The organism is Chitinophaga vietnamensis (assembly GCF_902167635.1).
In the GTDB taxonomy this organism is placed as follows: Bacteria; Bacteroidota; Bacteroidia; order Chitinophagales; family Chitinophagaceae; genus Chitinophaga; species Chitinophaga vietnamensis.
In genome coordinates this window covers 171477-193940 of sequence record NZ_CABHMS010000009.1, presented here as the reverse complement: position 1 = coordinate 193940, position 22464 = coordinate 171477, and the positions used below count along the sequence as shown (strand labels likewise).

Genomic DNA, 22464 nt, shown 5'->3' with positions numbered 1-22464 from the left:
AAAGTAATAGAATTAATAAAAAATGGCGGCACCATGTTTTATGCAATATTATTGCATCACTACGCAAAGGACTTGCATTCAGCAGAAACAGGCCGTATTTTTATCTTTATAGATGTATACGTTATGAAGAATATCCTTTTGCCGCTGGCCTTGCTGGCGGCCGTTTCCACAGAGGCGCAGGTACTTGCCCGTCTGCAAGTGAATGCCGGCAGCTACAACCGGAATAATTGTCTTGTTACCTATAAAACCTCTGGCATTCCTGCAAATGTTGAACTGGAAGAAGTGAGTGGGAAAAAACGTATAGCCGTTCCCGTTCAGGTGCAGGCCGATGGTATTTATTGGATATTGAGCGGCCATACGGCCGCCGGCGCTACCCGTATTTTTGAATTGCACCAGGCAAAGGCTGCTACCGCCGCACCAGCCATGATGGCGGTTGTTACGAAAGAAGCAGTGGTGCTGCGCCAGGGACAGGATCAGATATTACAATACAATACCGCCATAGCAGAGCCGCCCGCAGGTTCCGATACAGTATACCGCCGCAGTGGTTTCATACATCCTTTATGGGCGCCTAATGGCGCGGTGCTGACCAATATCTTTCCGAATGCCGGTCACCGGCATCATATGGGCATCTGGAATCCCTGGACACATACCCGTTTTGAAGGTCATGAAACAGATTTCTGGAACGTGCAGAAAAAAGAAGGCAAGGTACGTTTTGCGCAGCTGTTGGGAACAGTGTCGGGCCCCGCCTGGTGCGGCTTTACCGCCTTGCAGGAACATGTGGCCTTCAGCGGCGGTAAAGGAGAAAAGATCGCCTTGCGTGAAACATTGGAGGTAAGGGCCTATCCTGCCACTGAGCAGGGCGCCCGCCGTTTGTGGGATATGATATCCACGCTCCGTTGCGCATCCGACAGCGGTATTACCCTGTTGCAATACCGCTATGGCGGCGGGTTTGGGCTGAGAACTACCGCAGCGTTCACCGCTGCCACCAGCCAGGTGCTTACTTCAGAAGGCAAAACACGCAAAGATGCCGACAGCACCCGCGCCCGCTGGGTGAAGATTACCGGCGCCACCCCGCAAGGACAGGCAGGCCTGCTCATCATGAATGCACCCGATAACTACGATTCGCCGGAACCACTGCGCGTATGGCCGGAAAACATGGAAGGTGGAGAGCTGATGCTCAACTATTCCCCCACTAAAATGAAACCCTGGCAGCTTACTTACGGTAACGACTATACGTTAAGATATCGCGTGATGGTTTATAATGGCGATATCACTCCCGCAGAAGCAGACGCAGCCTGGAATGATTTCGCTTTTCCACCGCAGGTGTTGTTGATCAAATAATGCATTAATTCGTTATTTTCGTTGTGGTTAGCCCGAGGAACAATAACCATAAAATCTTTATATGAACAGCATCGAACCTGAAATGGAACCCCGTAATCACAAGCTTGTGGATGACGATGATGATGGTCCTTCCTGGGGCGGCGTGGCGGCAGGACTCCTGCTGGCAGCGGCCGGAATAGGGCTGGGCATTAACCGTTACCAGCAATTCAGCAATACTACCATTGATGCTGTGAGTCTCACCAGGATAGAAACGCTGATTTATAAGATGACCGGCAACAATCAATGGGTGCTGCTATCGGTGTTTGGCGTGATCGGCGCCATCGGTCTATACCTTGCCATCAGCAATTTCGTCAGGCTCGTTACGCAAAAAAATAAGACCCATGAATAACCTGCAAGAACTTAGATCCACCTTGCTGGCCATCCACCAGAGAGACATACGGCAAACCATCACGGCGCTGATCGTAGCGGAAGTGGCGGCACTGGCGCTGCTTACGCTGGTACTGGTGAACGTACTGGGCAACGATGTACAGCTGCCCCTCATCCTCTACGTGATGTTCGGGCTGATGGTAATAGGTCCGCTGATACCTTATTTGATTATGCTGTCGCAGGCAAAGCGGCGCCCCGCCCGCATACACGACTTTATTGACCGCCTTGAAAAAGGAGATGCCGTGAATAACGTCAACACCTACACGGACTATAAACTGATACTGCCTTTGCGCCTGATACGCGTGCGCCTGTTCCCGATGGAATATGCGCAGGTGATCCTCTCGCAGAGCAGGCAGGCCTATAAACTGCCGCTATCGGAAGAAAATGTACAACCCTTCAAAGCCTTTGTGAGCAAAGGTTCCGGAGGGAGCGTCGCTGGCGGCTGGGCCAACAATTGAACCATACTTTATCTGATTGTGTTAACTGTTTTATGAGATCACTGGAAGAATTTAAAACGTTTGTTGATCAACACCTGCGTAAAGATCTGCAAAAGCTGGAGCAGCAGCGCATCGCCGGCAGGCGCTGGACGCGCTGGATGTGGGTGGCAGGCATCCTGCCTGTATTGTTATTTTATTTGCTGATGACCGCCGGCGGTGGAAATACCACGGTGATATGGCTTATCGCGGTAGTGATACTGGGCGTGAGCGTGGGACTGCTCGTGAAATACCTGATGTCGAGGCATCCGAAAGCCCAGCCTGCAACGGATTACCGGCAGGACTTCAAGCAGAAAGTGGTGAAGCCGATTATCTCTTTCATCAACCCTGATTATACTTATCTCCCGCTTAATTACGCGAGCTTCGAGGAGTTTACTGAAAGTGGTCTCTTTGCCAAAAAGGAGTACAATATCAGCGGTAACGACCAGGTATTCGGCAAGATGGGGAATATGCAGTTTCAGTTCTGCGATCTCAAAGTAACGCGCATGCCACTGGTAACCTTACGCGGACGTGGCGCCGACACGGTGTTTTCAGGCAGTTACTTCATCGCACAGTTTCCCCGGTATTTCACGGCGCCGGTGTATATCCTCTCGCGCAACAGCATGACGGAAGAGATATTTACTTCCACCGCAGAAGATAATGGCTTCATTGAAACCTGGAATCTCGGAAAGAAAGTATTACCCGCGGATGCTGCTTTTAACCGCGAGTTCATGGTGTATTCATCTGATGCAGAGGAGGCGCAGCAGCTGCTTTCGCCCGCCCTGATGCAACGTGTGCTTGCGTTGCAGGAGCGCTCCCAGGCCAAATTGTTCATCTCTTTTTATAGTAATCGTATCTATATCGGTATCAACCATGGCCTCGACTATTTCGAAGCTGATATGAACCAGTCGCTCGCCGATCCCAACCTTCTCACAGGCTACTACATGGATTTCCTGACGCTGCTGCAACTCGTGGAAGACCTGCAACAGAACGTAAGCATTTGGACTACCACTGCTTTTTCCAAGTCCTGATCAAGCAGGAAGTGCCCGGAGTTCCTCGTTGATGGTATTTATCAATAGCCGGAGATCTCTGGTGTGAAAGGTTTTCAGGGGACGGGCTCAATCGTTGGTGTTGATCATCTAAGACAGATATAGATATCCGGTTGATTGCCTCGCGCTATCTGACGGTTATTAACATCTTCTACAGCGATCAGCAGGTGACGTAACAGCACTTCACTGGCCTGCGACAGCTGAGTTGTTTCTATCATCAATATCTCATCTTTCTCCAGTGTGATCTTGCTCATCCCGTCTTCAGGATACCTGATGCTGGAGAGGCAATCGATCAATGCATGGATATTAGCGCCATAAAAATCCGGGAATCCCATTTGCTCTTTTAGCGTGTGGTGGAGGGTTTCCAGGGAGTTTATCGCTTTGAAATCGAGCTGGATTGTTTTCATGTGTTAGTATCCTTCGGCAGCTAAAATATTTAAAAACTCGTCAAAAGTTATTTCTACAGCGGGATAATTGGGGTCTTCTACATAATATGTTAGTGTAACTTTTTTATTGTCGAAATCATATGTTATTTCCGTCAGGTTTAGAATGATGGCTGTTTCTTTTTTTGTAGTAATATTGGCAATCATTTTATCCCTTATTCGTTTGGATGCGGCTATTTCTTTAAGCAGTACTTTTATCATAGCGTAATTAATCACCAGTGATTCGTATCTTCTTAATATTGTTCTGATTGATTTTATTGATAATAAAATCAATCTCTTTACTAAATGGAGAACTTATTTTTATCTGTTCTAATGCATGGATAAAACTTTGTAATCTTTCACCAGCCAATTGTGCATTAGTTTTATAATAATCTTTTATTTCAAATAGCGTGGTGTATTCTTCCGTATCTAAATTTGCTTTATTGAACAGCCAATAATGGAGATCTTCATCAATTTCAAATGCTCCATTTTTTATGCCCTCATTGTTATAGGTTAAAACATCCGGCCCCATACAGTATTTTTAAAGATCAGCCTCAACTACTTTCTCCTTAAGAAAAATTATATCAGCTATTTTTACGAGCGCCTCTTTTAAATATTTACTTTTACCGAGTTTGTCCGCATTTTTCCCATTAGTATTATTGACATAGATAAGGGTTTTGTATTGTTTGAAATCCTGTTCTTTCCAATTATTTTCGATAGCGTTGAAATTTTTTTCAATGGTAATTTTATCGGCATACAAACCGGAATATTTCAAATACACACCTATGTAGTCGCTTTCGTGCATTTCAAATTTCAGATCTAATTTATCGAGTAATAGCCTGGCTAAAGTTTGTATGTTTTCGATATTACTTCCGAATGTATGGTAGTAGCTCTTTTTCATGATTGTTTAATAGCTTTGGCAGGTAGACGTGTATGCCAACGAGTTCTCCACGTATTATTATCCATTGCTAACTGAAATGATATTGAATATCGTCCCGGGCGAGCACTTCAACGTAACTATCATAGCCAACTAAAATGAAATGTTTGAAATTCTTTTTTAATAAAGCCTGATATATCTCTCTTTCCTCAAACCAAGCGGAATTTTGGACTTCATAGAAATAAGGATTGGGACATATATTGCTCTCTTTGAAATGTGCATCTAAACTTTGCCAATCATAAGTATCTTCAACAAACTCTCCTGTAGGAGCATTGACCAGGTATGCTCCGTAATTATATTCACCAAAGTTGAAGTTGAAAAACCTCACTTCAGCAAACGAAGAAAATTCTATACGAAGCTCTTTTGGATCGCCAATTGCCAGGTTTATAATGGTCGTAATCGTTAATTTGTCAGCTTCTGAACCGTCGATGCTTATTCCATATGCACCGGCTTTCCATGCAACTTCGAGTGGTAGTAGCCTGATCTTTTCTTTCGCCATGACCTGATTATTTAGTAGTATGTTCTTGTGCTATCTCATGAGTTACAGCAGACGCCTTATTCATCTTCTTCTCTATATTGTATTTCCTTTTTAAGGAATGAGTCCAACTTTTTCAAAATTAGCAGGTGCATTGTCAAGGTACACCTTTGCCGCCTCTGGCAGATCATTCTGGATTGTCAGCCGTTCGAGTCTGATACTTTCGTATATGCTTCCTATTTCCGCGCTTATTTTAATGCCTTCATTTAGCGATCTGGTAGATAAAATAACAACAAAGATCACCCTGGATTCTTTGTAGCCTATTTCTTCTGCTTCTTCAAAAAGATCGAATGAAATGCTATATGCCAGCATTGGGTCAAGATCATGTGCAAATTTGATTACTTTCTTTACCAGTGTGTACTCCAGCCCATGTTTTTGTAAATAGTCAGTGGCTTTTCTATCTATTTTTAAAAGAAGACTGCATAGAAATAAATGTAGTTTTTTGTGTTTTAGCCTAAGCCACGATGCTGCTCCCATGGTTCAAACACGCTTTCTTTATTTTGGTTTTAAAATATCAGTTGTAAAAATCGCCTGGAGGATCCTTGTAAATGACATGAACATCTTCAATCGGACATTCGAAATACCCCCACTTGCTCCAGTTAGATTTTAGCCATTCTATGTTTATTGCATAGCCTTCGTTTTCAGAAGGAATAGACTCTTGTGGCAAGGTCACAAACGACAGCCCGGCTTTATATCCTGATGCTACGAGTAAAGAGTAAGCAAGTTTTCCTTCATCAGATGATTCAATGACCATAAAATCAACATAGTCCTCATAAGGATATTTTCCTTTACATCTCAATATTGCTCCTCTTTCTATGTTCTCTTTTAGAGCTACTAATTTGATATTTTGCATCAGTTAGTTTTCTTTTCTATACGCTGTCTCCGATGTACGTCGCTTTAGCTTCAACTGTTAGAAGGAAATTCTACTGAAATACCTTTAGAACTTATGTATAAAGGGCTCTCTATGTCTTCAGCATAAATTTTGAATAGCTGAAACCCTTGTTCAATGCCAAAATTGATATTTATTGTTCTCTCCTCTTGTACATCTGGTATTTCGAAAGCAATTGCTTGCGTGTCGGTCTTCCATTCGTATAAGATTTGCATAAAGAAAACATCGGAAAAAGTAATGACGATATCATAATCATTACTAAATCCTGTTTTTCCTCCTATGCGTAGATTTCCCTTTAAATCTATGATCTCAAAATCGCACCACTGATGATTTTGTAGAAATTTATTTATTTTATCAAGCTGTTCCTTCATGCAACCTTTTTGACTTATACCCGTCATTCCCAGCGACAAACCTGCGCATTTCATACTCTCCCAGGATTGACGAGGTGTTGAAGTCAGTATTTATCGGAATTATTCCGAAATTTTCCAAGTCTACTTCTTCTTTATATAATAGCTATTTTTTTCCCTTGATTTTATCAAAGAGATAGTAATAATACTCTTTTGATGTTTCAAATAACACATCTTGCTCCTCAAAATATCTTTGCAACAGAATACTGCTTTCATATTGATTTCTTCCTTGAGACGCTGATACTAGTTTAGAAAAACTGTTAAAGAGAGTTTCATAATTCATATCAGAATTGAAAATAAAGATCTTGTTACCAATGAAGCTGACATTTTTAGACTTCTCAAATTTTTGCTCTACTCCTTTGGGATTAGATATTGACGCAGAATAGAGCATGAGGGATTCTTCTTCGTATAAAGATTTAATCCATAAATCCACATCATAGAAATATGGTTTTTCCATCAATAGATTTATTTTCTTAACATCTTTGATGCCATCAACAGATATTGAATCTAACGTTATCATTGGTTTTAGGAGCATTTTACGTGAACATTTGCTTTTCTCGGATTGTCGCCCATTATTGGCTCAGCATCGGTGCCAATATTTATAGGTGATTTCCATGTTACATCCTCAGAGGTTCTCATTTCAAAATTGGCCTGCTTGTATCCTTGTATTGGTTTGTATTGAGGCGCTCTGAACCTTTTTAATTTATCACTACTTGTCATTGCCTTTATTTTTCCATCGGGATGATATTCAATAGTAGGGTTCCTCCCCACAAATTTACGTCCCGCCTCCATAACATCATCATAACTATGGATGCCACTTAGCTCGGCCCGATTATTACCTATAGTTAAATTTTGCTTGATATTATACAGAAGTGCATCTGAAGTTGAATAAGATAACCCCAAGGCATCGACCAATTTATTGGGATCATCAACATATGCATAAAAGTTGGGTTCTCCACTTATCAACCCAATCGGGTCCTGGCTCACATACACCCCTTCTTCCGGACTATAATACCTGAACCGGTTATAATACAACCCGGTTTCCACATCTTCATACTGCCCCTGATACCGGAAGGGGATGAAATCTTTCTGTCCTTCGAACTTACGCACATTTCCATAAATTCCCAATTCAGCATTCCACACTTCGCGGCCTTGCTCGTCGAAGGCGGTGGCGGGTGTGCCGAGGTGATCTGTGATAACGGAATACTGATGGTAACGGGTGATTTTAGCGGCCAGCCGGAAGGTACCATCTTCAAACACCCAGGTGGTGAGGGTTTCGGGTGGTACGGGTTCGGGATGACTTTCCCGCAGCTCACCACTATCGTCAACGACTACACGCGGTTTTTCTGAAAGGGGATAGGTCCACTCATGTAAGGGGGTGTTGCCTTGCCAGAGGAAGCGGGTTACTTGTCCGTTGAAAACCTTTTCTGTGCGGCGTCCCAGCGCATCGTACTGAAAGGTGATGATTTTCTGGTCGGGACGGCGTACCTGTTTGAGCATGCCGTTGCCATACCATTCGTATTCCCATGTTACAGGGAACGAGGACTGCATCACGATCTTTTTGATGAGATTTCCTTCTGCATCGTAATGGAAGCGGGCGTTTTCTGTTTCGAGCAAACGTCCGCCGGCGCTGTATTTGCGGTCTTTCCGGGTTTGTGTTTTATAGAGATTGCCGGCTTTGTCGGGCAGGCGGTAGTCGTAACTGCGATCATCGTATTGGGCCCATGCGAGGTTGCCAAAATCATCATGGCCGAAGTGGGTAGTACCGTTGGTAAGACCATTCACCATCTGTTTGAGGCGTTGGTTGGCATCCCAGTGGTATTGACGGCTGCGCACCGTTTTGCCGTTTACCTGCACCTGGTGCGCATCCGGTGTGCCGGTGGCGGAGGAGCCGGGATGATAGGTCCAGCGGCTTTTTACGCCACCAGGCAGACTGCGTTCTATCTCAAGGCCGAGCAGGTTGCGTTGTATCTGTGCGCTCCATGCGCCGGCGCTGATGGCGCTGATGTCGCCGTCCTGGTTCCATCGTGTTTGTATGTGGGCGCCCAGACTGCTTTGCACCGTTTTGCCGCTGCCATCGCGGGCAAACTGTGTGCTGATGGTATAGCCATTCTGGGTTTCGCTGATCACACGGCCCATGGCGTCTCTTTCAAATTTTACGACGCCTGTAGGGTTGGAAGCTTCAATGAGTGCGCCATTACGGTCATGGCTATACGTTTCCCAGAAGCCGTCGCTGTATTCGGCGCGGGCGAGGTGCCCGTTGCCGGTATATTCATATTGTGTCCATTTACCGCCGGGGCGATGCGTTTTCAATACCTTGCCGGTGCTATCGCGCTCATAGTGGCGCAGCAGGCCATCGAAGCCGCTTTCGCTGATGATATCGCCGGCTGCATTGCGGGTAAAGCGATAGGTTTCGCCATGTTCATTCACGATGCCATTCAGCTGTTCATCATTGTTATAGATAAAATGCAGCTTGCTGCCATTTTCTTCCCTTTGCTTCAGGCTGCCCATGGCGGTGTAGGCGAAACGCACTTCATGATGACGGTCATTCACCTGCGTCACCTCATCATAGGCGTTGTATTGCAGCTGTACCTGGTTGCCATCGGTCAGTTTTACCGTTGTGACACGACCGAGGCGGTCGTAGCGGAAATGCTGTTCTTCCTGCAAGGGATTGGTGATCCGCGTGCACTGCCCCCAGGCATCGTACTCCCAGCGGGTTACAGCGCCATTGGGCAGGGTGAGGGTAGATAGATTCCTGTCTTCGTCGTAAGTCATCAGGACGGCATTTTCCTGCTCGTCCTCTATCTTTACCAGTTGTTTGTTTTGATCATAACGGAAGATGCGCATGCTGCCATCCGCTTCCGTGATGGTATGCAGCAGGCCATTGCCGCCATAATATACATAAGTGCGGCTATTACCTTCGGCATCGGCGATGCGCACCAGTTTGCCTGCTTCATTATACGACGAGCTCCGTTCTGTGCCATCCGGATAAGTAACGGCGGTGATATGGCCGTTATCATCGTAAGAATAGCCGGTAGTATTGCCTTCCGCGTCAATGACGCGGTAAATCTCCATTGCATCTGTATAGGAGAAGAAAGTGGAATGGCCCATCGGGTCCTTGATCTGCGATACCACGAAATCAGGGGTATAGTAATAAATAGTTGTATGCCCCTGACTGTTAGTGATCCGGTTGAAACCCTCCTTGGGATGGTATTCCAGGAAACCTTCCATTATGCCGCCATCGCCCCAGGTATGCGTACATCTCTGCTGCCGGTCGTATTCCCAGTAGAAAGAAACACCGTTGCGGTCGGTCTTCTTTATCATGAGATGATCACGGTAATGTATATACGTAGTTTGCTGAAGGGCGTCTGTGGCGGCGCAAAGGTCGCCGGCATCGTTGTAGGCGTAAGCTACCAGCTGCCTTTGTTCTCCCCGGTGTTGTGCAGTTACTTTGATGATCCTGCCTTTGTCGTCGCTGCTCACCAGCAGGTGACGGCCTGCACTGTCGATGATACGGAGCAGGTGGCCTTTACTGTTATAGTGCAGGCTGATCATAGCATCTTTCTCGTCAGTGATGCTGATCAGCCGGTATTGTGCGTCTTGCGGATGCGCCTTTTTGAAGGTATAGGTATGTCTCTCCTGTTGATCAAATAACGTGTATTCGTCAACGTGAGTACGGGTGAGCGTGAGCTGTTCATGCCGGTTAAAATCGCTGTTGCCGCTGAAGGGCAGCAGCTCAAACACTGCGGTGCGGCCATCTCCCAAGAGAACGGCGGTCGCATCTTCTCCCGGAAATTCTTCTATCCGCATGTCAAAAAAGAGATGGGCACCATGGCCTAATAGCCCTTCGAAAGGACTGTCGCTGTTCCAGGAACGTTCCCATTTCAGGGGGATAGGACCGGGCAGTTCAAAGTCGGTGATATCATAGATCACGATGCCCTGTATAAGATCTACCGGCTCAAACCCTTTCTTACAAAGGAGCTTGCTGAGTTTATTGCTGCCTAATTTTTTCTGTAATGCTTTGTTGAATTTGGTCAGGGCCTTTTTTCCTGCCTTGCCTAATCCTTTCATCAGTGCGCCAAAACCGTAGGACATGATGAGGTTCATCAATACGCCGGCCCAGTCGGGTACGAAGGGGCCGCCGAGCATCACCGGTTTGCCGAAAGACAAGGGGATAGAGTAGGAGGTAGGAAGATATAAGCTGGGGATAGGGATGAATTTTTTTCCCGGCCGCAGGGAGAGCGGCATCCCGATATCATTGCAGGTCATGAGCATGTGGCCGGAAGGGCTCATGAGGTTGCCTTCCACTTTCACTTTTTTGCTGCCGAAGAAATTCACGGAGTCATGTCCGATCATGGGAGCCAGTAAGAACGGGCCTCCCATGGGAATGTGGAAAAGGAATACCAACTTGCCACTGGTGTCGCTTTTGCCACGCGGAACATGATTTACCTTGGTGGTGGCGCCGATGAACGGTATATAGTCCATGGGGTCTACCACTAACCCAATGTAAGGATGCGGTAGTGGGATGGGGAATCCGAAGAGGATAACAATATGGATATCCAACCCTATAACGGGGGTGAAATGTTTATTACTTACCAACATAATTGAGATGGTTAACTACGAAGATGCTTCTTCTGTTTCCGTTTCTGTTTCCGTTTCTGTTTCTGCCAGCGGCTGCATGATGGTGCGCGCCCTGGACTTTTTCATTTTATCAATTTCTTCTTTCCAGTTTCCGCCAAACAGCCTGGACATGAGGGTTTGAATGTCCTGTACTGTCTGTGACATTTTATTCGTATAGGCGTACTCGTAATAGTCGCTGGCGAGATAGCAATATACCGAAGAGGTGATTTCGTCGTCTGTCATGCCGTTGCCGCCTTTCCAGGCTTGTTCCAATATCGTATAGTAGCGGCTGGCGTCTTTGCGCCTGCTTAGCTCGGCGGCCTGGTACCAGGCATTCATAGCCTGCGGCAGGAAATGCTGTTCTTGCGCCATCGTGGCCTGTTTGACATACCAGTCGATTGCCTCGGAATGATTTTTCCGTAGCTGCGCATAAGCGCCATGATAGCCGTAATACTGTATCACGAGGGGAATGCAGGCGGGGTCATTTTGTTGCATGCCCTGTTTGGCAATGCGCATGCCTTTTTCGAGCAACAGTGGTATCTGCGGATCTCTTTTAAAATTGAAAAGCATGCCGGCATACATGATATGCGCGGTAGCAAAAAGGCCTTTGTTACCGCTCTGCTGTGTGCAGTCGAGCGCACGCTGGCCCCAGTAGTGCACACGTTTCACATCTTTATCCTGCAGGGCTTTGCCCATCTCGAAGAGGCATTTGCGGAACTGTACTTCGGGATCGTTCGGGCTGCCGCTGGTAGCCAGCTTTTGTATGGCCTGTTCCAGTTGCAGGGGAACATGTGTGGAGATGATCTGCCCCGGGAATGGACGGTCGTTGATCAACACCTGTTCTTTCTGAAGATGATCGAGCACGAGCAATTTCACTCCTTCCGGAATACCGCGTTTCAGCATATTGGTGAGCCAGTTGGTGAAGCTGCGCATATCGCTTACCTGGCGCGGTATCAGCGCCAGTACCAGTTGCCGCGGCTGTTCCGGCAGCGATTGCCGGAAGGAGGCGAGCAGTTTCAGCAGTGTGGCATCGTGCGATAAAGTGCCATCGTAAGATACTGCCTGCCGGAATGGTGCGGGGTCCCATTGCAGCGGTGCGCCGCGTTGTTCCATTTCTTTCAGCAACTCCGTGCTGGCATCATAAGCCTGTAGCCAGTCGCGGATGATGGCAGTACTGAAAGTATCTTCATTTTCAAAAGGAGTGAGATGCGTAACAAATATTTCGTCCAGTTGCCCGTAGGGAGAAGATTCCAGTTTGCAGAAACCCTCGTATACGCGGGCTTCTTCGGGCCTGATCACCAGCCTCACCAGCCGCAGCGATGCTTGCCCGCTGATCTTGCTACGCCAGTGTTGCTGTATTTTGTTGACCTCCTGTGCTATGGGATTATGTTCGTTCAACGTGTTATATTGTTATATCAGCAATTCAATTGTATCATACCGCCCTTGATGTCGGTGGTGGTTTTACCATTCACTTTGATCTCGGTACTGTTAATGGCTACTTTGGTGTTGCCGGTAGCTTCGTAGTGCTCGGCATTCACTTTCATATTGGCGCCGCTGCTCAGTTCGTGCAGCGTAACGGCGCTGGTGGTGATCTTGTCGGCGCCGGAATCGATCTTGTTGCCTTGCTGGTCCAGTGTGATGGTGGCCGGGCCATCACCGATGATCACTTTCTGAGAGCCTTTGATATGGATCTCTTTTGAGATGAACTCTATCTGGTTGGGGGCGTCCACTACGATCTTGTCGTCTGTTTTTACTGTCACTAACGTTTGCGACTGTACGGTGATATTGCCGGAGCCGTCCATCACCATGGTACTGCCATTTTTATCGGTAACGGTAACGCTGCCGCTGTTATCATCCAGCTGGATGAGGTTACCACTGCGGGTTTTGATGGCTTTCATATTATTCTGTGCATCGCCGTAGCCGCTTTTGGATTTACCATTGAACTTGCTGCCCAGTACAAAAGGCATTTCAGCGTTGCCGCCTTCAAAGCCTATCACTACTTCTTCGCCTACTTCCGGCACGAAGTGGAAGCCGGTGCCGCCGCCCGCTGCGGGCGATGCCTGGCGCAGCCAGGGGCTCATCTCATTGGGCGATTGCCAGAAGAACTGAACGCGCACACGTCCGAGCTTTTCCGGATCATTATTATCTTTTACCGTAGCGCTTTGTATATCGGCTTTAGGTACACGGTGCGGATTGCTGTAAGGCGGCACTTTCACGTCGGCGGGGATAGCCGTGAAAGCACAGTGGTAGTTGCCTGGCGTGGCGGCAAAATGGGTGCAGGAGATCACGGTGTAGGCCGACTGGCTCGTGTCTGTCGCAATGCTGATGCGTTGCGCAGGCATGACGGGCAGCTCACTCACGCCGCTTACTTTCACGAAAGAGGCGGCCGTTACTTTGGTTTGCAGCTCTTTTACATGATTCAGCTCATCCTGGTTATAGCCATGATGTATGAAGGTTTGTTTGGAAGAAGAGCCGGAGTAAAGATCATCAGAAGCGGAGGCCGACAGCTGCATCAGCGGATGGGAGCCGGTTTCCGCCTTCTGTACTTTTTCGTTGAGCGGAGTGGCTTTCAGCGCGTCGTAGGAAACGTAATGTGCACGTTGTGGCGTTACGGCTGCTATGGTCTTCAGGTTATGCAGGGTAACGTTTTTTGTCAGCTTGGTTTCTTTTTTCTGCACATCACCGATCACGAGGGCATTGCCATCGTAATACATCCATTCGCCATAGCGCGCGGCTATCCTGGCGAGGAAGGCAAAATCGGTTTCGTTGTACTGCACACAATAGGGGAGCGGTTTTTTGTAAGATGGCACCACCTGCGTTTTCAGGAGGCTGGTGTTGGCATCTTTCAAGGCGCCCTGGATCACGTTTTGCAAGGACTGCTGGTAGTAGGAAGCGCTTTGCGGTACATCATCCAGCAGGATGGTGGGGCTTACGCCACTCACCTGGAAACCGGTGGCAGCGCCATCTTCCTCCATCACGGCAATGCTGGTGATGAGCCCTTTGAAGCGGAAATCGCCAAAGGTGATAGAGAGGCCTTTACCTATATATTGTTGTATGATCTGCTGCTGGTAGTTCAGATCGCTGGTAACGCCGCCGGGGCGCCACAGGAAGCTGAAGTAGTGGTGAGAGCCGATAGACTGTTCCAGTGTGGCATTGCTGAATTCCACTTTGCCGGAATATCCTTCAATACCTATTGCTGATTTATTCAGGAATTTATCTTCACCCATAGTACAAACATTGAAAGAGGTTAAGAATGACTTCTATTATTTATGCATGAGACATCGAAAAAGTAATTATCCGGATTATGGCGGTCCAGATAGATATATGTGTTGGGATTGGCTACCATGGCCATTTTGATGTAATCAAGGTCTTGTTGGAACGCCGCGCTGGTAAAGGTGGTGTCTTGTCCGTTATAGATGGTTCTGTACACGAGCCTTACGGAGGTCACATCATTTATTTTTTTGTTGTCGCCAAAAGGTTTGTAGTTCCAGTTGGTGAGCGGGGTAACTATGCCGGGCTTGTTAACATACGGTTCTTCATAAGATTCTTCAGTCCAGCTGTTGCTGAGTATTTCGCAGGCAGTTAAGGGCACTACGATCTTGTCGTTATAGAACGATTGTTGACCATTGGCATACACGTTAGGGGTTTGGCCGGAAGGCGGTGTTGCTCTGTTGAGATAGAGACCTATCAATCCTATTGCCATGGCGGCTATATAGACGGGCCATCCGTGCGGGAGCAACTCGCCATGATAATATCTTCCCCATAGCGCTATTCCTGCGCTGATCACCATTAGTATGTATCCAATAACCGCTTTCATTTATTTCTTTTGCTTTCTGTCAAAATATTTTACGTCAATTTTTTTATCATCTTTCATGGTATAGATACTGGCGAGGGAGCCGTCTTCGTAGTATCCTTTGATGAGGCCATCCAATTTGCCATTTTTATAAAAGCCTTCCTGCATGAGAGACCCGTTATCAAAGGCTGAGAAAAAGTAACCTTCCGGTTTTCTATTCTTGAAGTGCATGAAACTGGTCGCCTTATCTGCTGTGAATCCCTTTACTATAAACTCGTTTGAATCCGACCGGTTTTCCCACACATGCATATAACGCGTATCAGGTCCTTTATCTATCGTTTTCAGAAAAAAGATATTTGTATTGATAATGGTATCTCTGTCAAGCCTGTTGGTGGCGGACTGGCAGCCGGCCGTTGTTGTTCCTGTTATCATCAATACGAACCCGATAGTTGTTTTCATCTACTGCTTAGGTTTCTTTCTGTCAAAGTATTTTACATCAATTTTTTTGTCGTCTTTCATGATGTAGATACTGGCTGGCGAACCATCTTCATAGTACCCTTTGATAGTGCCATCCAGCTTGCCGTTCTTAAAGGTACCTTCTTGCATCATAGCACCATTATCAAAGCCGATAAAGAAATACCCTTCTGCTTTTCTATTCTTGTAATGAACAAATCCGGTTGTTTTGTCACCTGTAAAGCTTTTTACAATGAATTCGTTGGAATCAGCTCTGTTTTCCCATACCGTCATGCTTTGATTATCTGGGCCTTTATCGATTTTTTTCAAATAGAAAATATTGGTGTTGATAGTTGTATCTCGCTTGTCAAGCTCACTAGTGGCTGACTGACAACTTGCCTGGCTGGCAGTCGCTACCAAAAGAATGTATACTGTTATTAATTTGTTTATCATATTTGAATGAGTTGCATCAGTGTCCGGGATTTACATAAATTACACCAAAATCACGGATATTAACTAACTCCGTTTGTAACTTATCTGTTCTTATATACAGAAATATTTCTAACGGCTTTCCTGCGTCATCATGAGGTGTTTCCATGAAGTTGCTGCTGAGGTGCAGTGCTTTCGGATCAATTAATGTTTGCTGGTTAAGCGCTTTGAGCTCTTCTTCATGTAAATACGTACCTACAAACTTATGTTTGAATTCCTCTTCTTTGGAGTTATAATATTTCATCAATTGTGGCATACGTCGATACCCACCTCCTTTCCATGATGGAGTGATTTCTGCAACGCGAATGAAATCCATGAGTAGAGCTTCAGTAGGCTGCATCACATTATCCACAATCACCGAACCCATTCCGCCCGTCAGTGCGTCCAGTCCGGGAACGTTGCCCTGGCCCACTTTGGCAGTACTGATGTCATACACATCCATCAGCGTATTAGATTTGATAAGGCCTTTATATACCTCGTGCAAAGGCCCGAGCTTTCTCACCAATTCCTTATACTTGATCCAGTTGATCTTGTAGCGGGGGAGAAAATCAGTGGCTTTGGTAGGCGCGCCTTTCTTGTGCAGGTATTCTTCCAGCTGTTTTTTCAGGAACTCGTAATCTTTTTCGATCAGTTCTTTCGTATAGTCATGATCCGCTTCATAGGCACGTTTCATAGTGCTGGCGGCGATACTCACTTCATTGATATCGATCGGGTGTCCTGCATTGACGGGTTCGTCCTGCCAGAGCAGGGCATGGCCCTTGCTTTCCCGGATGTTGAGCAATATCTCGCCATAGCCATCTATATAAACATGCAGCAGACTGCCAGATAAAGTAAGATGAATACTGGAGGCTGGCAGTACGCTGTCAGAGATGCCGGCATTGAACAACATCGCTGGTATGGAATAGCACAGCTGTTGCAGGCCGCTCCGGAGAACGGCTTCCTGTTGTCCGTGATAATCGGACCGGGTGATGGTGATATCGCTGTCGGGCAAAGGTTGGTCCGTACTGAAAGCGCGCACGTTGATATCGCTGCCGGGGCCGCTGGCCCGCATTTCTTTCAGGGTAGATTCCATTTTCTGCATGATCATGGAAAGCACTACCTTCAGTTTCTCGTTGTGGCCGGGCATAAGTTATTCCCCCCAGTTTTTTTTGTATTCTACATTACCGATTTTCAATTCTTTGGCAGAGATGATGATATGCGTGACCATGGGGCTGCTGCCGTTGTGGTTATAGCTTTCATGAAACTGGATACATACGCCTTCCGTGAAGTTGACGGTACGCAAACTGGAATCATGATCCCTTCTTTTAAATACAATGCTGCCGTCGCGCTTTTCATCAGGCGATACCATCCATTGCACGAGATCGGTATCCCTGGCGGATTCCAGCAGTAAGGAAATCGTGCCGCCGCGAGGCATGGTGTTAGGCTTGCCTACTGCATCCGTGCCCTGGGAAAAACCATAGTTGCACTCCAGCACGTTGACTGTTTTCCCGCCTATGATGAGTTCAGACTTGAAAGACATAAAAGAATAATTTTGATCGTTATGGATGTATTAACGGATCCATGAAACTCCTGTGCTGTTAAAGCGGCCGATATGTATCCGCTCGAAAAGGTTAACAGTGGGCGCTTTTGGGACCAAAGGTTTTTCTCATGGGTTCCTGTTTAAGGATTAAATTGGTTTTTCGTTTTTCTCCTGTGATGGCAATTACGAAAATAAATATTCTCTTTGATTTTGCGTCAATCTTATTTCTTTATTTTTGATAAACCGTATTTATACGTGAAACATCTTTCGATAGTGGTCCTATCATACTTATCACGTATCTTCATCTCTCCTTTACGTCTCTTTCCTGCGGTAGCAGCAGCAGCTGGTATTATTTTACCGTTTTTTGCAACATGACAAGCTATACTTTATCCTGGCTTGAAACCGGCTTGAACCTGCCTTCATCTATACAGTTAAGATACTATTGGCACACCGCGGCCTGCCAGCAATGTATACTGTCATAAATAAAAAAATAACTGAATATGACAATGCGCCAATGGCCTTGACTTGATGAGTTACCGCAGTTTTTTTAGGAACACGATTTCCGTAAATAATTTCGCTGTATCTTTACCTCGCTTCTATACTGAAGCAAAAATTGAATTGTAATTGTTAACTTGTTTCTGAAAAACCTGGTATCACCCAAATGACCCTGTCAATAATGACCATAATGGGCCCTGACCTGCAGTCCGCCATCAGGATTGCAAGCGCCATTGCCAAGGAATATCACCATGCGCAGTTTACCCCCGCGCACCTGTTACGCGCATGCTTACATAAAGAAACCGGACTGGTACCTTTATTACAACAATGGGATATTGATGTATACTATATAGAGGAATGGGCAGAAGTAAGACTGGACGAACTGCCGAGATCGCCACGTCATACAGATGATCCGGAGCCCGACGAAGCCGCTGCTACCGCCTTGCAGGAAGCTGTGAACATCTCGCAGGAAAACGATCTGCCCGAAGCCAATGCATGGTGCCTCCTCGTATCTCTCTGCACACCCGGCGTAGGTTTCTCTTACGATCAGCTGAAAACTTTTCCTTTCACCCGCGATCAGCTGCTGGCCGCTGGCAAAAAGAATAAAACAGCTGCTAACAATAATAATAATAACAATACAACGCACGACGGTATCAAACCCGGCGCGCTCAAATATGTATACCGCATCACCGATCCGCAACTGCTGAAAAGCTTCCACCCGGTAGTGGGCCGCGACGGCGAAGTACGCGCTATAACGGAGATCCTTACACGAAAAGACCGCTCCAGCGTGCTCGTTATCGGCGAAGGCGGCGTTGGCAAAACCGCACTGGTAGAAGGTCTCGCCAGGGCCATCGTGCAAAAACAGGTGCCCGTTCCATTGCAGGCCACCGATATCTATGCGCTGGATTATAGCGCATTCATAGCAGGCGCAGCTTACAAGAATGAACTGGAAGACCGCCTCCTTCAAATTATCCAGCAACTGAAACAGCACGGTAAACACATCCTGTTTATCGATAACCTGCATACCTTGCTGGACAAACAATCCAGCGGTTTCGCCAATGTGCTGAAAGCCGCACTGGGCAAAGGAGAGATCATACTCATCGGCGCCACCACACCAGAAGGTTTCCGTAAGCTCATTGAGCCCGATAGTATCCTGCGCCACCGTTTTGAAACCATCACATTGTCCGAGCCCGACGAAACACAGGCCAGTCGCATGCTCACCGCAGTGATGCCCGTATATGAATCTTTCTATCAACTGCAGATATCACCCGAAAGCATACACGAAGCGATACGCCTTGCTAAAAGATACCTGAAAGAACGCAGCCTGCCCGACAGCGCCATCAACCTGGCCGACCGTACCATGGCGGCTATCCGCGCGATGCAGGATACCGGCGCCGCCCTTGCTGCCTCATTGCGGCAGGAATCGCAGGAACTGGAAAACAAGGAATCCTTACTGCTGGATGATCTCCAATGGTACTACCGTCAGATGATGGAAAAACTCGGTACCCTGCTCTCCAGCAAATTGCATACTTCCAAAGAAGTTAATAAAATAGCCACCACAGCGGAATTGCAGGCATACCTGCATGAACTGCTCGATCAGCTGGATCAATCTGTAGCGCAACAGCAAACCACCGTATCTACAGTGGACCTCGCTACTATGATCGCAGCCATGACCGGCATACCGCTCGGCAAGATACAATCACAGGAACGTGAAAGGCTGGTGAGTATGGACCTGCATCTGCGCAAGCGCGTAGTAGGACAGGACCATGCCCTGAAATCCGTTGCCGACGCCATTCTTGAGTCACGCTCAGGATTGAGCCGCCCCGGACAGCCCATCGGTTCTTTCTTCTTTCTCGGTCCTACCGGTACCGGTAAAACGGAACTGGCGAAATCCCTGGCAGACTTCTTGTTCCAGGACGAGCGCTGCATGATCCGTTTTGATATGTCAGAATTTAAAGAAGAACACGCCGCAGCCCTGCTCTATGGCGCGCCTCCGGGATATGTGGGTTATGAAGAAGGCGGCCTGCTGGTGAACAAAATCCGCCAGCAACCCTATGCAGTCGTGCTCTTTGATGAAATTGAAAAAGCGCATCCATCTGTATTTGATATCTTCTTGCAGATCATGGATGAAGGCAAGCTGCATGACAGGCTTGGTAAAACGGGCGACTTCTCCAACGCCCTGGTATTGTTCACTTCCAACATCGGAAGCGATACCATTACGAAGTCGTTCCAGGAGGGCGTTATACCGCCATCTTCCCAGCTGATGGAGCTGATGGCGCGCCACTTCAGGCCCGAGTTCCTCGGAAGGCTCACCGAGATTGTGCCTTTCGGTCCTATTCAACAGGAAAATGTGAAAAAGATCTTCGATATCCATCTGCAACATTTATTGCATCTGCTGGAACAACAACAGATCAGTTTAACCGTTACAGATGAAGCAAGGCAACATCTTGCGCTGCTGGGCTATTCGCCGCAATACGGCGCACGCCCGCTGCGGGAAGTGATCCGCAGCCAGCTCCGCAAGCCGCTGTCGCGCATGATCATCGATGGTACTTTGCAGAAAGATATGACCGTTACGCTCGACATAAAGAATAATGAACTGGACTGGGTGCTCAATAAATAAACAAATAATCAAATAACTAAATAAACGATTATCTATGAATGACAATTACGGAATTGGCGGCACGGAGGTGAAACTCGACGCCAACGAAGCCATTGCGGAGATATCGCATAACCGTACCTTGTTTGCTGAAAAGTTAACCCAGCAAGCCCCCGTAAAGCCCGAAATTGTAGAAGGGCTTCAATCTGTGGAAGACGTGTTTGAACATTTCAAACCGGCAGTGAATGTAACGTTTCATGATGCGGAAGGGCGTACCGTTCCAGAGAAACTGCAATTCCATAACCTCGGTGATTTCGGCGTGAAAGGTATTACCGCACAAAGTGCTTTCCTGAACGACCTGGCTACTGAAAAAGAACAGTACCTCAAGATCATGAAGCACCTGAAAACAAACAAGATCCTGAAAACGGCGCTGGCTGATCCTGATGCCCGTAAAGCGATGCTGGATGCGGTCCGTGGCATGTTGAAAGATCTTAACACCAAGTAATTAACTGTTCTCCCCAGGAGAATCTAACTCCCTAAATTATGGCTGAAACACAGAAAAACCAGGAACCGCAAGAGCTGCAAACCAACGGCCAGCCTGCATTACAGCAGGAAGTTAACCTCAACAAGAGTATAGAAGCGCTGGCAAAATACGGAGGCTTCGACCTGTTGGAAGCTACTGTAGAAGGCGCACAGAATCTTAACCCCGAGCGTAAAGCACGCCGCAACATCTTCCTGACAGAAGCTGCCAAAAAAACTGAGCGCGATAAACTCAAGAAAACGCTGGCCATCTGGGAAAAAGTGCTGTCTGAAGCAAATGAACTCCCTGATATGGTGAACTTCTGCAGCACCCACGCAGAAGAAGCAGATAAGGTGCTAGCCACCAACCTGGGTGAAGCAATCGCAGAAACCCGCGAAATGGAGCAAGCCTACCGTAACGTAGCGCTGTTCTTTAAAAATACCGAGTCCGACAAGGTGAAGAACATATCTTTCATCAACGTGGAGCTGGAACAGCTGAAAGACCTCGATAACACCCGCTTTATCGATGCCATCCGCGAAGAACTCGTTAGTAATTACGACCGTCTCGACCTCCGCACCAACTACAGCCTCCTCGTGATACCGGGTTACCTGGGCTCCAACAAGGTGCTGGAAAAATGGGCGAAGATCGCGCATGAAAATAAAGCCATGCTGGTAACGGATTTTGCCCACCTCGATGCACCGGATGATGTGATGGAGATGTTCGAGCTGGCTAACCTCACCGGCGGCGAAATACACCGTTCCAATGTGATCATGGCCTGTAACTGGCTGGTAGGCCGCGGCAAGTTCGACGAAGTTGGCGAACAGGATAACCTCTATGTGCCGCCCTCCGGCGCCCTCGCAGGAAAGATCTACAAAACACTGATGTCGCAAGTGACCGCCGGTAAAAAATTCGGCGGCATGAACGAAGTGGACGGCGTAAGATTTGAGCTGAAGAAAAGCGAAATCGCCAGCCTGGAAAAAATGGGCCTCATCCCCATGGTAAAGGAATACGGCAAAGTAATGGCCTTCAGTGCCAAAACACTTTTCAACGGCGATAACCTCGGCCTGCAAACCTACTCTGTAGTGCGTGTATTCGACTACGTTACCAAGGTGCTCATGGACTTCCTCAACCGCAGAGCGTTTGAAAACTTCAATGCCAATACCCGCAAAGACCTGATGAAACAGATCATCCGGTTCCTCGACGGTATCACCGGCCCGGATAAACTCATTGAAGATTTTAATATCCGCCGTTTTGAACAGGACCCGATACAGAAAGACCGTATCCACCTGGATATTCATCTGAAACCGTACTTCCCGGCCAAAAACTTCCTTATCAAAATGGAAGGCCATAAGGGCGAAGACATGAACGAATGGGATACTACATACGAACAAGACAATAACAAATAACAACGATATCAGACAACAGGGCGGCTGGGACAAGCTCCCGGCCGAACGCCTGTTACAGCTACAGCCCTTTATTTATGAAGTTTTTTAAAAGTAA

At 47.1% G+C, this 22464-nt stretch carries 24 protein-coding genes; 7 read left to right on the top strand and 17 right to left on the bottom strand.

All coding sequences use genetic code 11. The annotated features are described in order from the left end of the window. Positions 1-123: 123 nt before the first annotated feature. The 4 genes from FPG75_RS22675 (at position 124) to FPG75_RS22660 (ending at position 3271) form a co-directional block, all read left to right on the top strand. Positions 124-1341: a DUF6807 domain-containing protein gene (locus tag FPG75_RS22675; protein ID WP_161596891.1), complete on the top strand. Its 1218-nt coding sequence runs from the start codon at positions 124-126 to the stop codon at positions 1339-1341. Between the two features lie 61 nt (positions 1342-1402). Continuing rightward, positions 1403-1729: a hypothetical protein gene (locus FPG75_RS22670; RefSeq protein WP_143310285.1), complete on the top strand. Its 327-nt coding sequence runs from the start codon at positions 1403-1405 to the stop codon at positions 1727-1729. Next, positions 1722-2225 (top strand): hypothetical protein, encoded by a 504-nt coding sequence (locus FPG75_RS22665; protein ID WP_143310284.1) that lies wholly within the window; start codon positions 1722-1724, stop codon positions 2223-2225. The genes FPG75_RS22670 and FPG75_RS22665 overlap by 8 nt, the downstream gene beginning before the upstream one ends. A 32-nt stretch (positions 2226-2257) precedes the next feature. Next, entirely contained in the window at positions 2258-3271 is a 1014-nt protein-coding gene (locus FPG75_RS22660; protein WP_143310281.1) for a DUF3137 domain-containing protein, read from the top strand. A gap of 104 nt (positions 3272-3375) precedes the next feature. Here FPG75_RS22660 and FPG75_RS22655 read toward each other — a convergent pair whose 3' ends face one another. The 17 genes from FPG75_RS22655 to tssD all read right to left on the bottom strand — a co-directional run bounded on the left by FPG75_RS22655 (position 3376) and on the right by tssD (position 17353). Then, positions 3376-3696, bottom strand: a complete 321-nt coding sequence (locus tag FPG75_RS22655; protein ID WP_143310278.1) for a barstar family protein — start codon at positions 3694-3696, stop codon at positions 3376-3378. A 3-nt stretch (positions 3697-3699) separates the two neighbouring features. Next, complete coding sequence (locus FPG75_RS22650; RefSeq protein WP_143310275.1) at positions 3700-3933, bottom strand: hypothetical protein; 234 nt, start codon at positions 3931-3933, stop codon at positions 3700-3702. A gap of 7 nt (positions 3934-3940) precedes the next feature. Next, the gene (locus FPG75_RS22645; protein WP_143310273.1) at positions 3941-4243 is read right to left on the bottom strand and encodes a hypothetical protein; all 303 of its coding nucleotides are present in this window, start codon (positions 4241-4243) and stop codon (positions 3941-3943) included. A gap of 9 nt (positions 4244-4252) precedes the next feature. After that, positions 4253-4612, bottom strand: a complete 360-nt coding sequence (locus tag FPG75_RS22640; protein ID WP_143310270.1) for a hypothetical protein — start codon at positions 4610-4612, stop codon at positions 4253-4255. 67 nt (positions 4613-4679) lie between these two features. Next, entirely contained in the window at positions 4680-5147 is a 468-nt protein-coding gene (locus tag FPG75_RS22635; RefSeq protein ID WP_143310267.1) for a hypothetical protein, read from the bottom strand. Between the two features lie 90 nt (positions 5148-5237). Beyond that, a complete protein-coding gene (locus FPG75_RS22630; RefSeq protein ID WP_143310265.1) occupies positions 5238-5660 on the bottom strand; it encodes a hypothetical protein in 423 nt (140 codons plus the stop codon). A 37-nt stretch (positions 5661-5697) separates the two neighbouring features. Next, positions 5698-6036, bottom strand: coding sequence for an Imm45 family immunity protein (gene imm45 / locus FPG75_RS22625; RefSeq protein ID WP_143310263.1), 339 nt, complete (start codon positions 6034-6036; stop codon positions 5698-5700). A gap of 50 nt (positions 6037-6086) precedes the next feature. Then, the gene (locus FPG75_RS22620; protein WP_143310261.1) at positions 6087-6443 is read right to left on the bottom strand and encodes a hypothetical protein; all 357 of its coding nucleotides are present in this window, start codon (positions 6441-6443) and stop codon (positions 6087-6089) included. Positions 6444-6585: 142 nt separating this feature from the next. Then, the gene (locus FPG75_RS22615) at positions 6586-6999 is read right to left on the bottom strand and encodes a hypothetical protein (protein ID WP_143310259.1); all 414 of its coding nucleotides are present in this window, start codon (positions 6997-6999) and stop codon (positions 6586-6588) included. A 5-nt stretch (positions 7000-7004) separates the two neighbouring features. After that, entirely contained in the window at positions 7005-11081 is a 4077-nt protein-coding gene (locus FPG75_RS22610; RefSeq protein ID WP_143310256.1) for an RHS repeat-associated core domain-containing protein, read from the bottom strand. 15 nt (positions 11082-11096) lie between these two features. Further along, positions 11097-12497 (bottom strand): hypothetical protein, encoded by a 1401-nt coding sequence (locus FPG75_RS22605; RefSeq protein WP_143310254.1) that lies wholly within the window; start codon positions 12495-12497, stop codon positions 11097-11099. 17 nt (positions 12498-12514) lie between these two features. Continuing rightward, entirely contained in the window at positions 12515-14326 is a 1812-nt protein-coding gene (locus FPG75_RS22600) for a type VI secretion system Vgr family protein (protein WP_143310251.1), read from the bottom strand. Between the two features lie 20 nt (positions 14327-14346). Then, positions 14347-14916: a hypothetical protein gene (locus FPG75_RS22595; protein ID WP_143310248.1), complete on the bottom strand. Its 570-nt coding sequence runs from the start codon at positions 14914-14916 to the stop codon at positions 14347-14349. Next, positions 14917-15351 carry a toxin-antitoxin system YwqK family antitoxin gene (locus FPG75_RS22590; RefSeq protein WP_143310245.1) on the bottom strand — a complete coding sequence of 145 codons (435 nt, stop codon included), beginning with the start codon at positions 15349-15351 and terminating at the stop codon, positions 14917-14919. Further along, a complete protein-coding gene (locus FPG75_RS22585) occupies positions 15352-15798 on the bottom strand; it encodes a toxin-antitoxin system YwqK family antitoxin (RefSeq protein WP_143310242.1) in 447 nt (148 codons plus the stop codon). A gap of 16 nt (positions 15799-15814) precedes the next feature. Continuing rightward, a complete protein-coding gene (locus tag FPG75_RS22580; RefSeq protein ID WP_143310239.1) occupies positions 15815-16960 on the bottom strand; it encodes a hypothetical protein in 1146 nt (381 codons plus the stop codon). 3 nt (positions 16961-16963) lie between these two features. Next, entirely contained in the window at positions 16964-17353 is a 390-nt protein-coding gene (gene tssD, locus FPG75_RS22575; protein WP_143310236.1) for a type VI secretion system tube protein TssD, read from the bottom strand. 661 nt (positions 17354-18014) lie between these two features. Here tssD and FPG75_RS22570 point away from each other — a divergent pair. The 3 genes from FPG75_RS22570 to FPG75_RS22560 are packed head-to-tail and all read left to right on the top strand — an operon-like array spanning position 18015 to position 22370. Continuing rightward, positions 18015-20468, top strand: coding sequence for an AAA family ATPase (locus FPG75_RS22570; RefSeq protein ID WP_143310233.1), 2454 nt, complete (start codon positions 18015-18017; stop codon positions 20466-20468). A 34-nt stretch (positions 20469-20502) separates the two neighbouring features. Continuing rightward, positions 20503-20949 (top strand): hypothetical protein, encoded by a 447-nt coding sequence (locus FPG75_RS22565; RefSeq protein WP_143310230.1) that lies wholly within the window; start codon positions 20503-20505, stop codon positions 20947-20949. Between the two features lie 38 nt (positions 20950-20987). Continuing rightward, positions 20988-22370, top strand: coding sequence for a DUF5458 family protein (locus tag FPG75_RS22560; protein WP_161596890.1), 1383 nt, complete (start codon positions 20988-20990; stop codon positions 22368-22370). Positions 22371-22464: the final 94 nt, after the last annotated feature.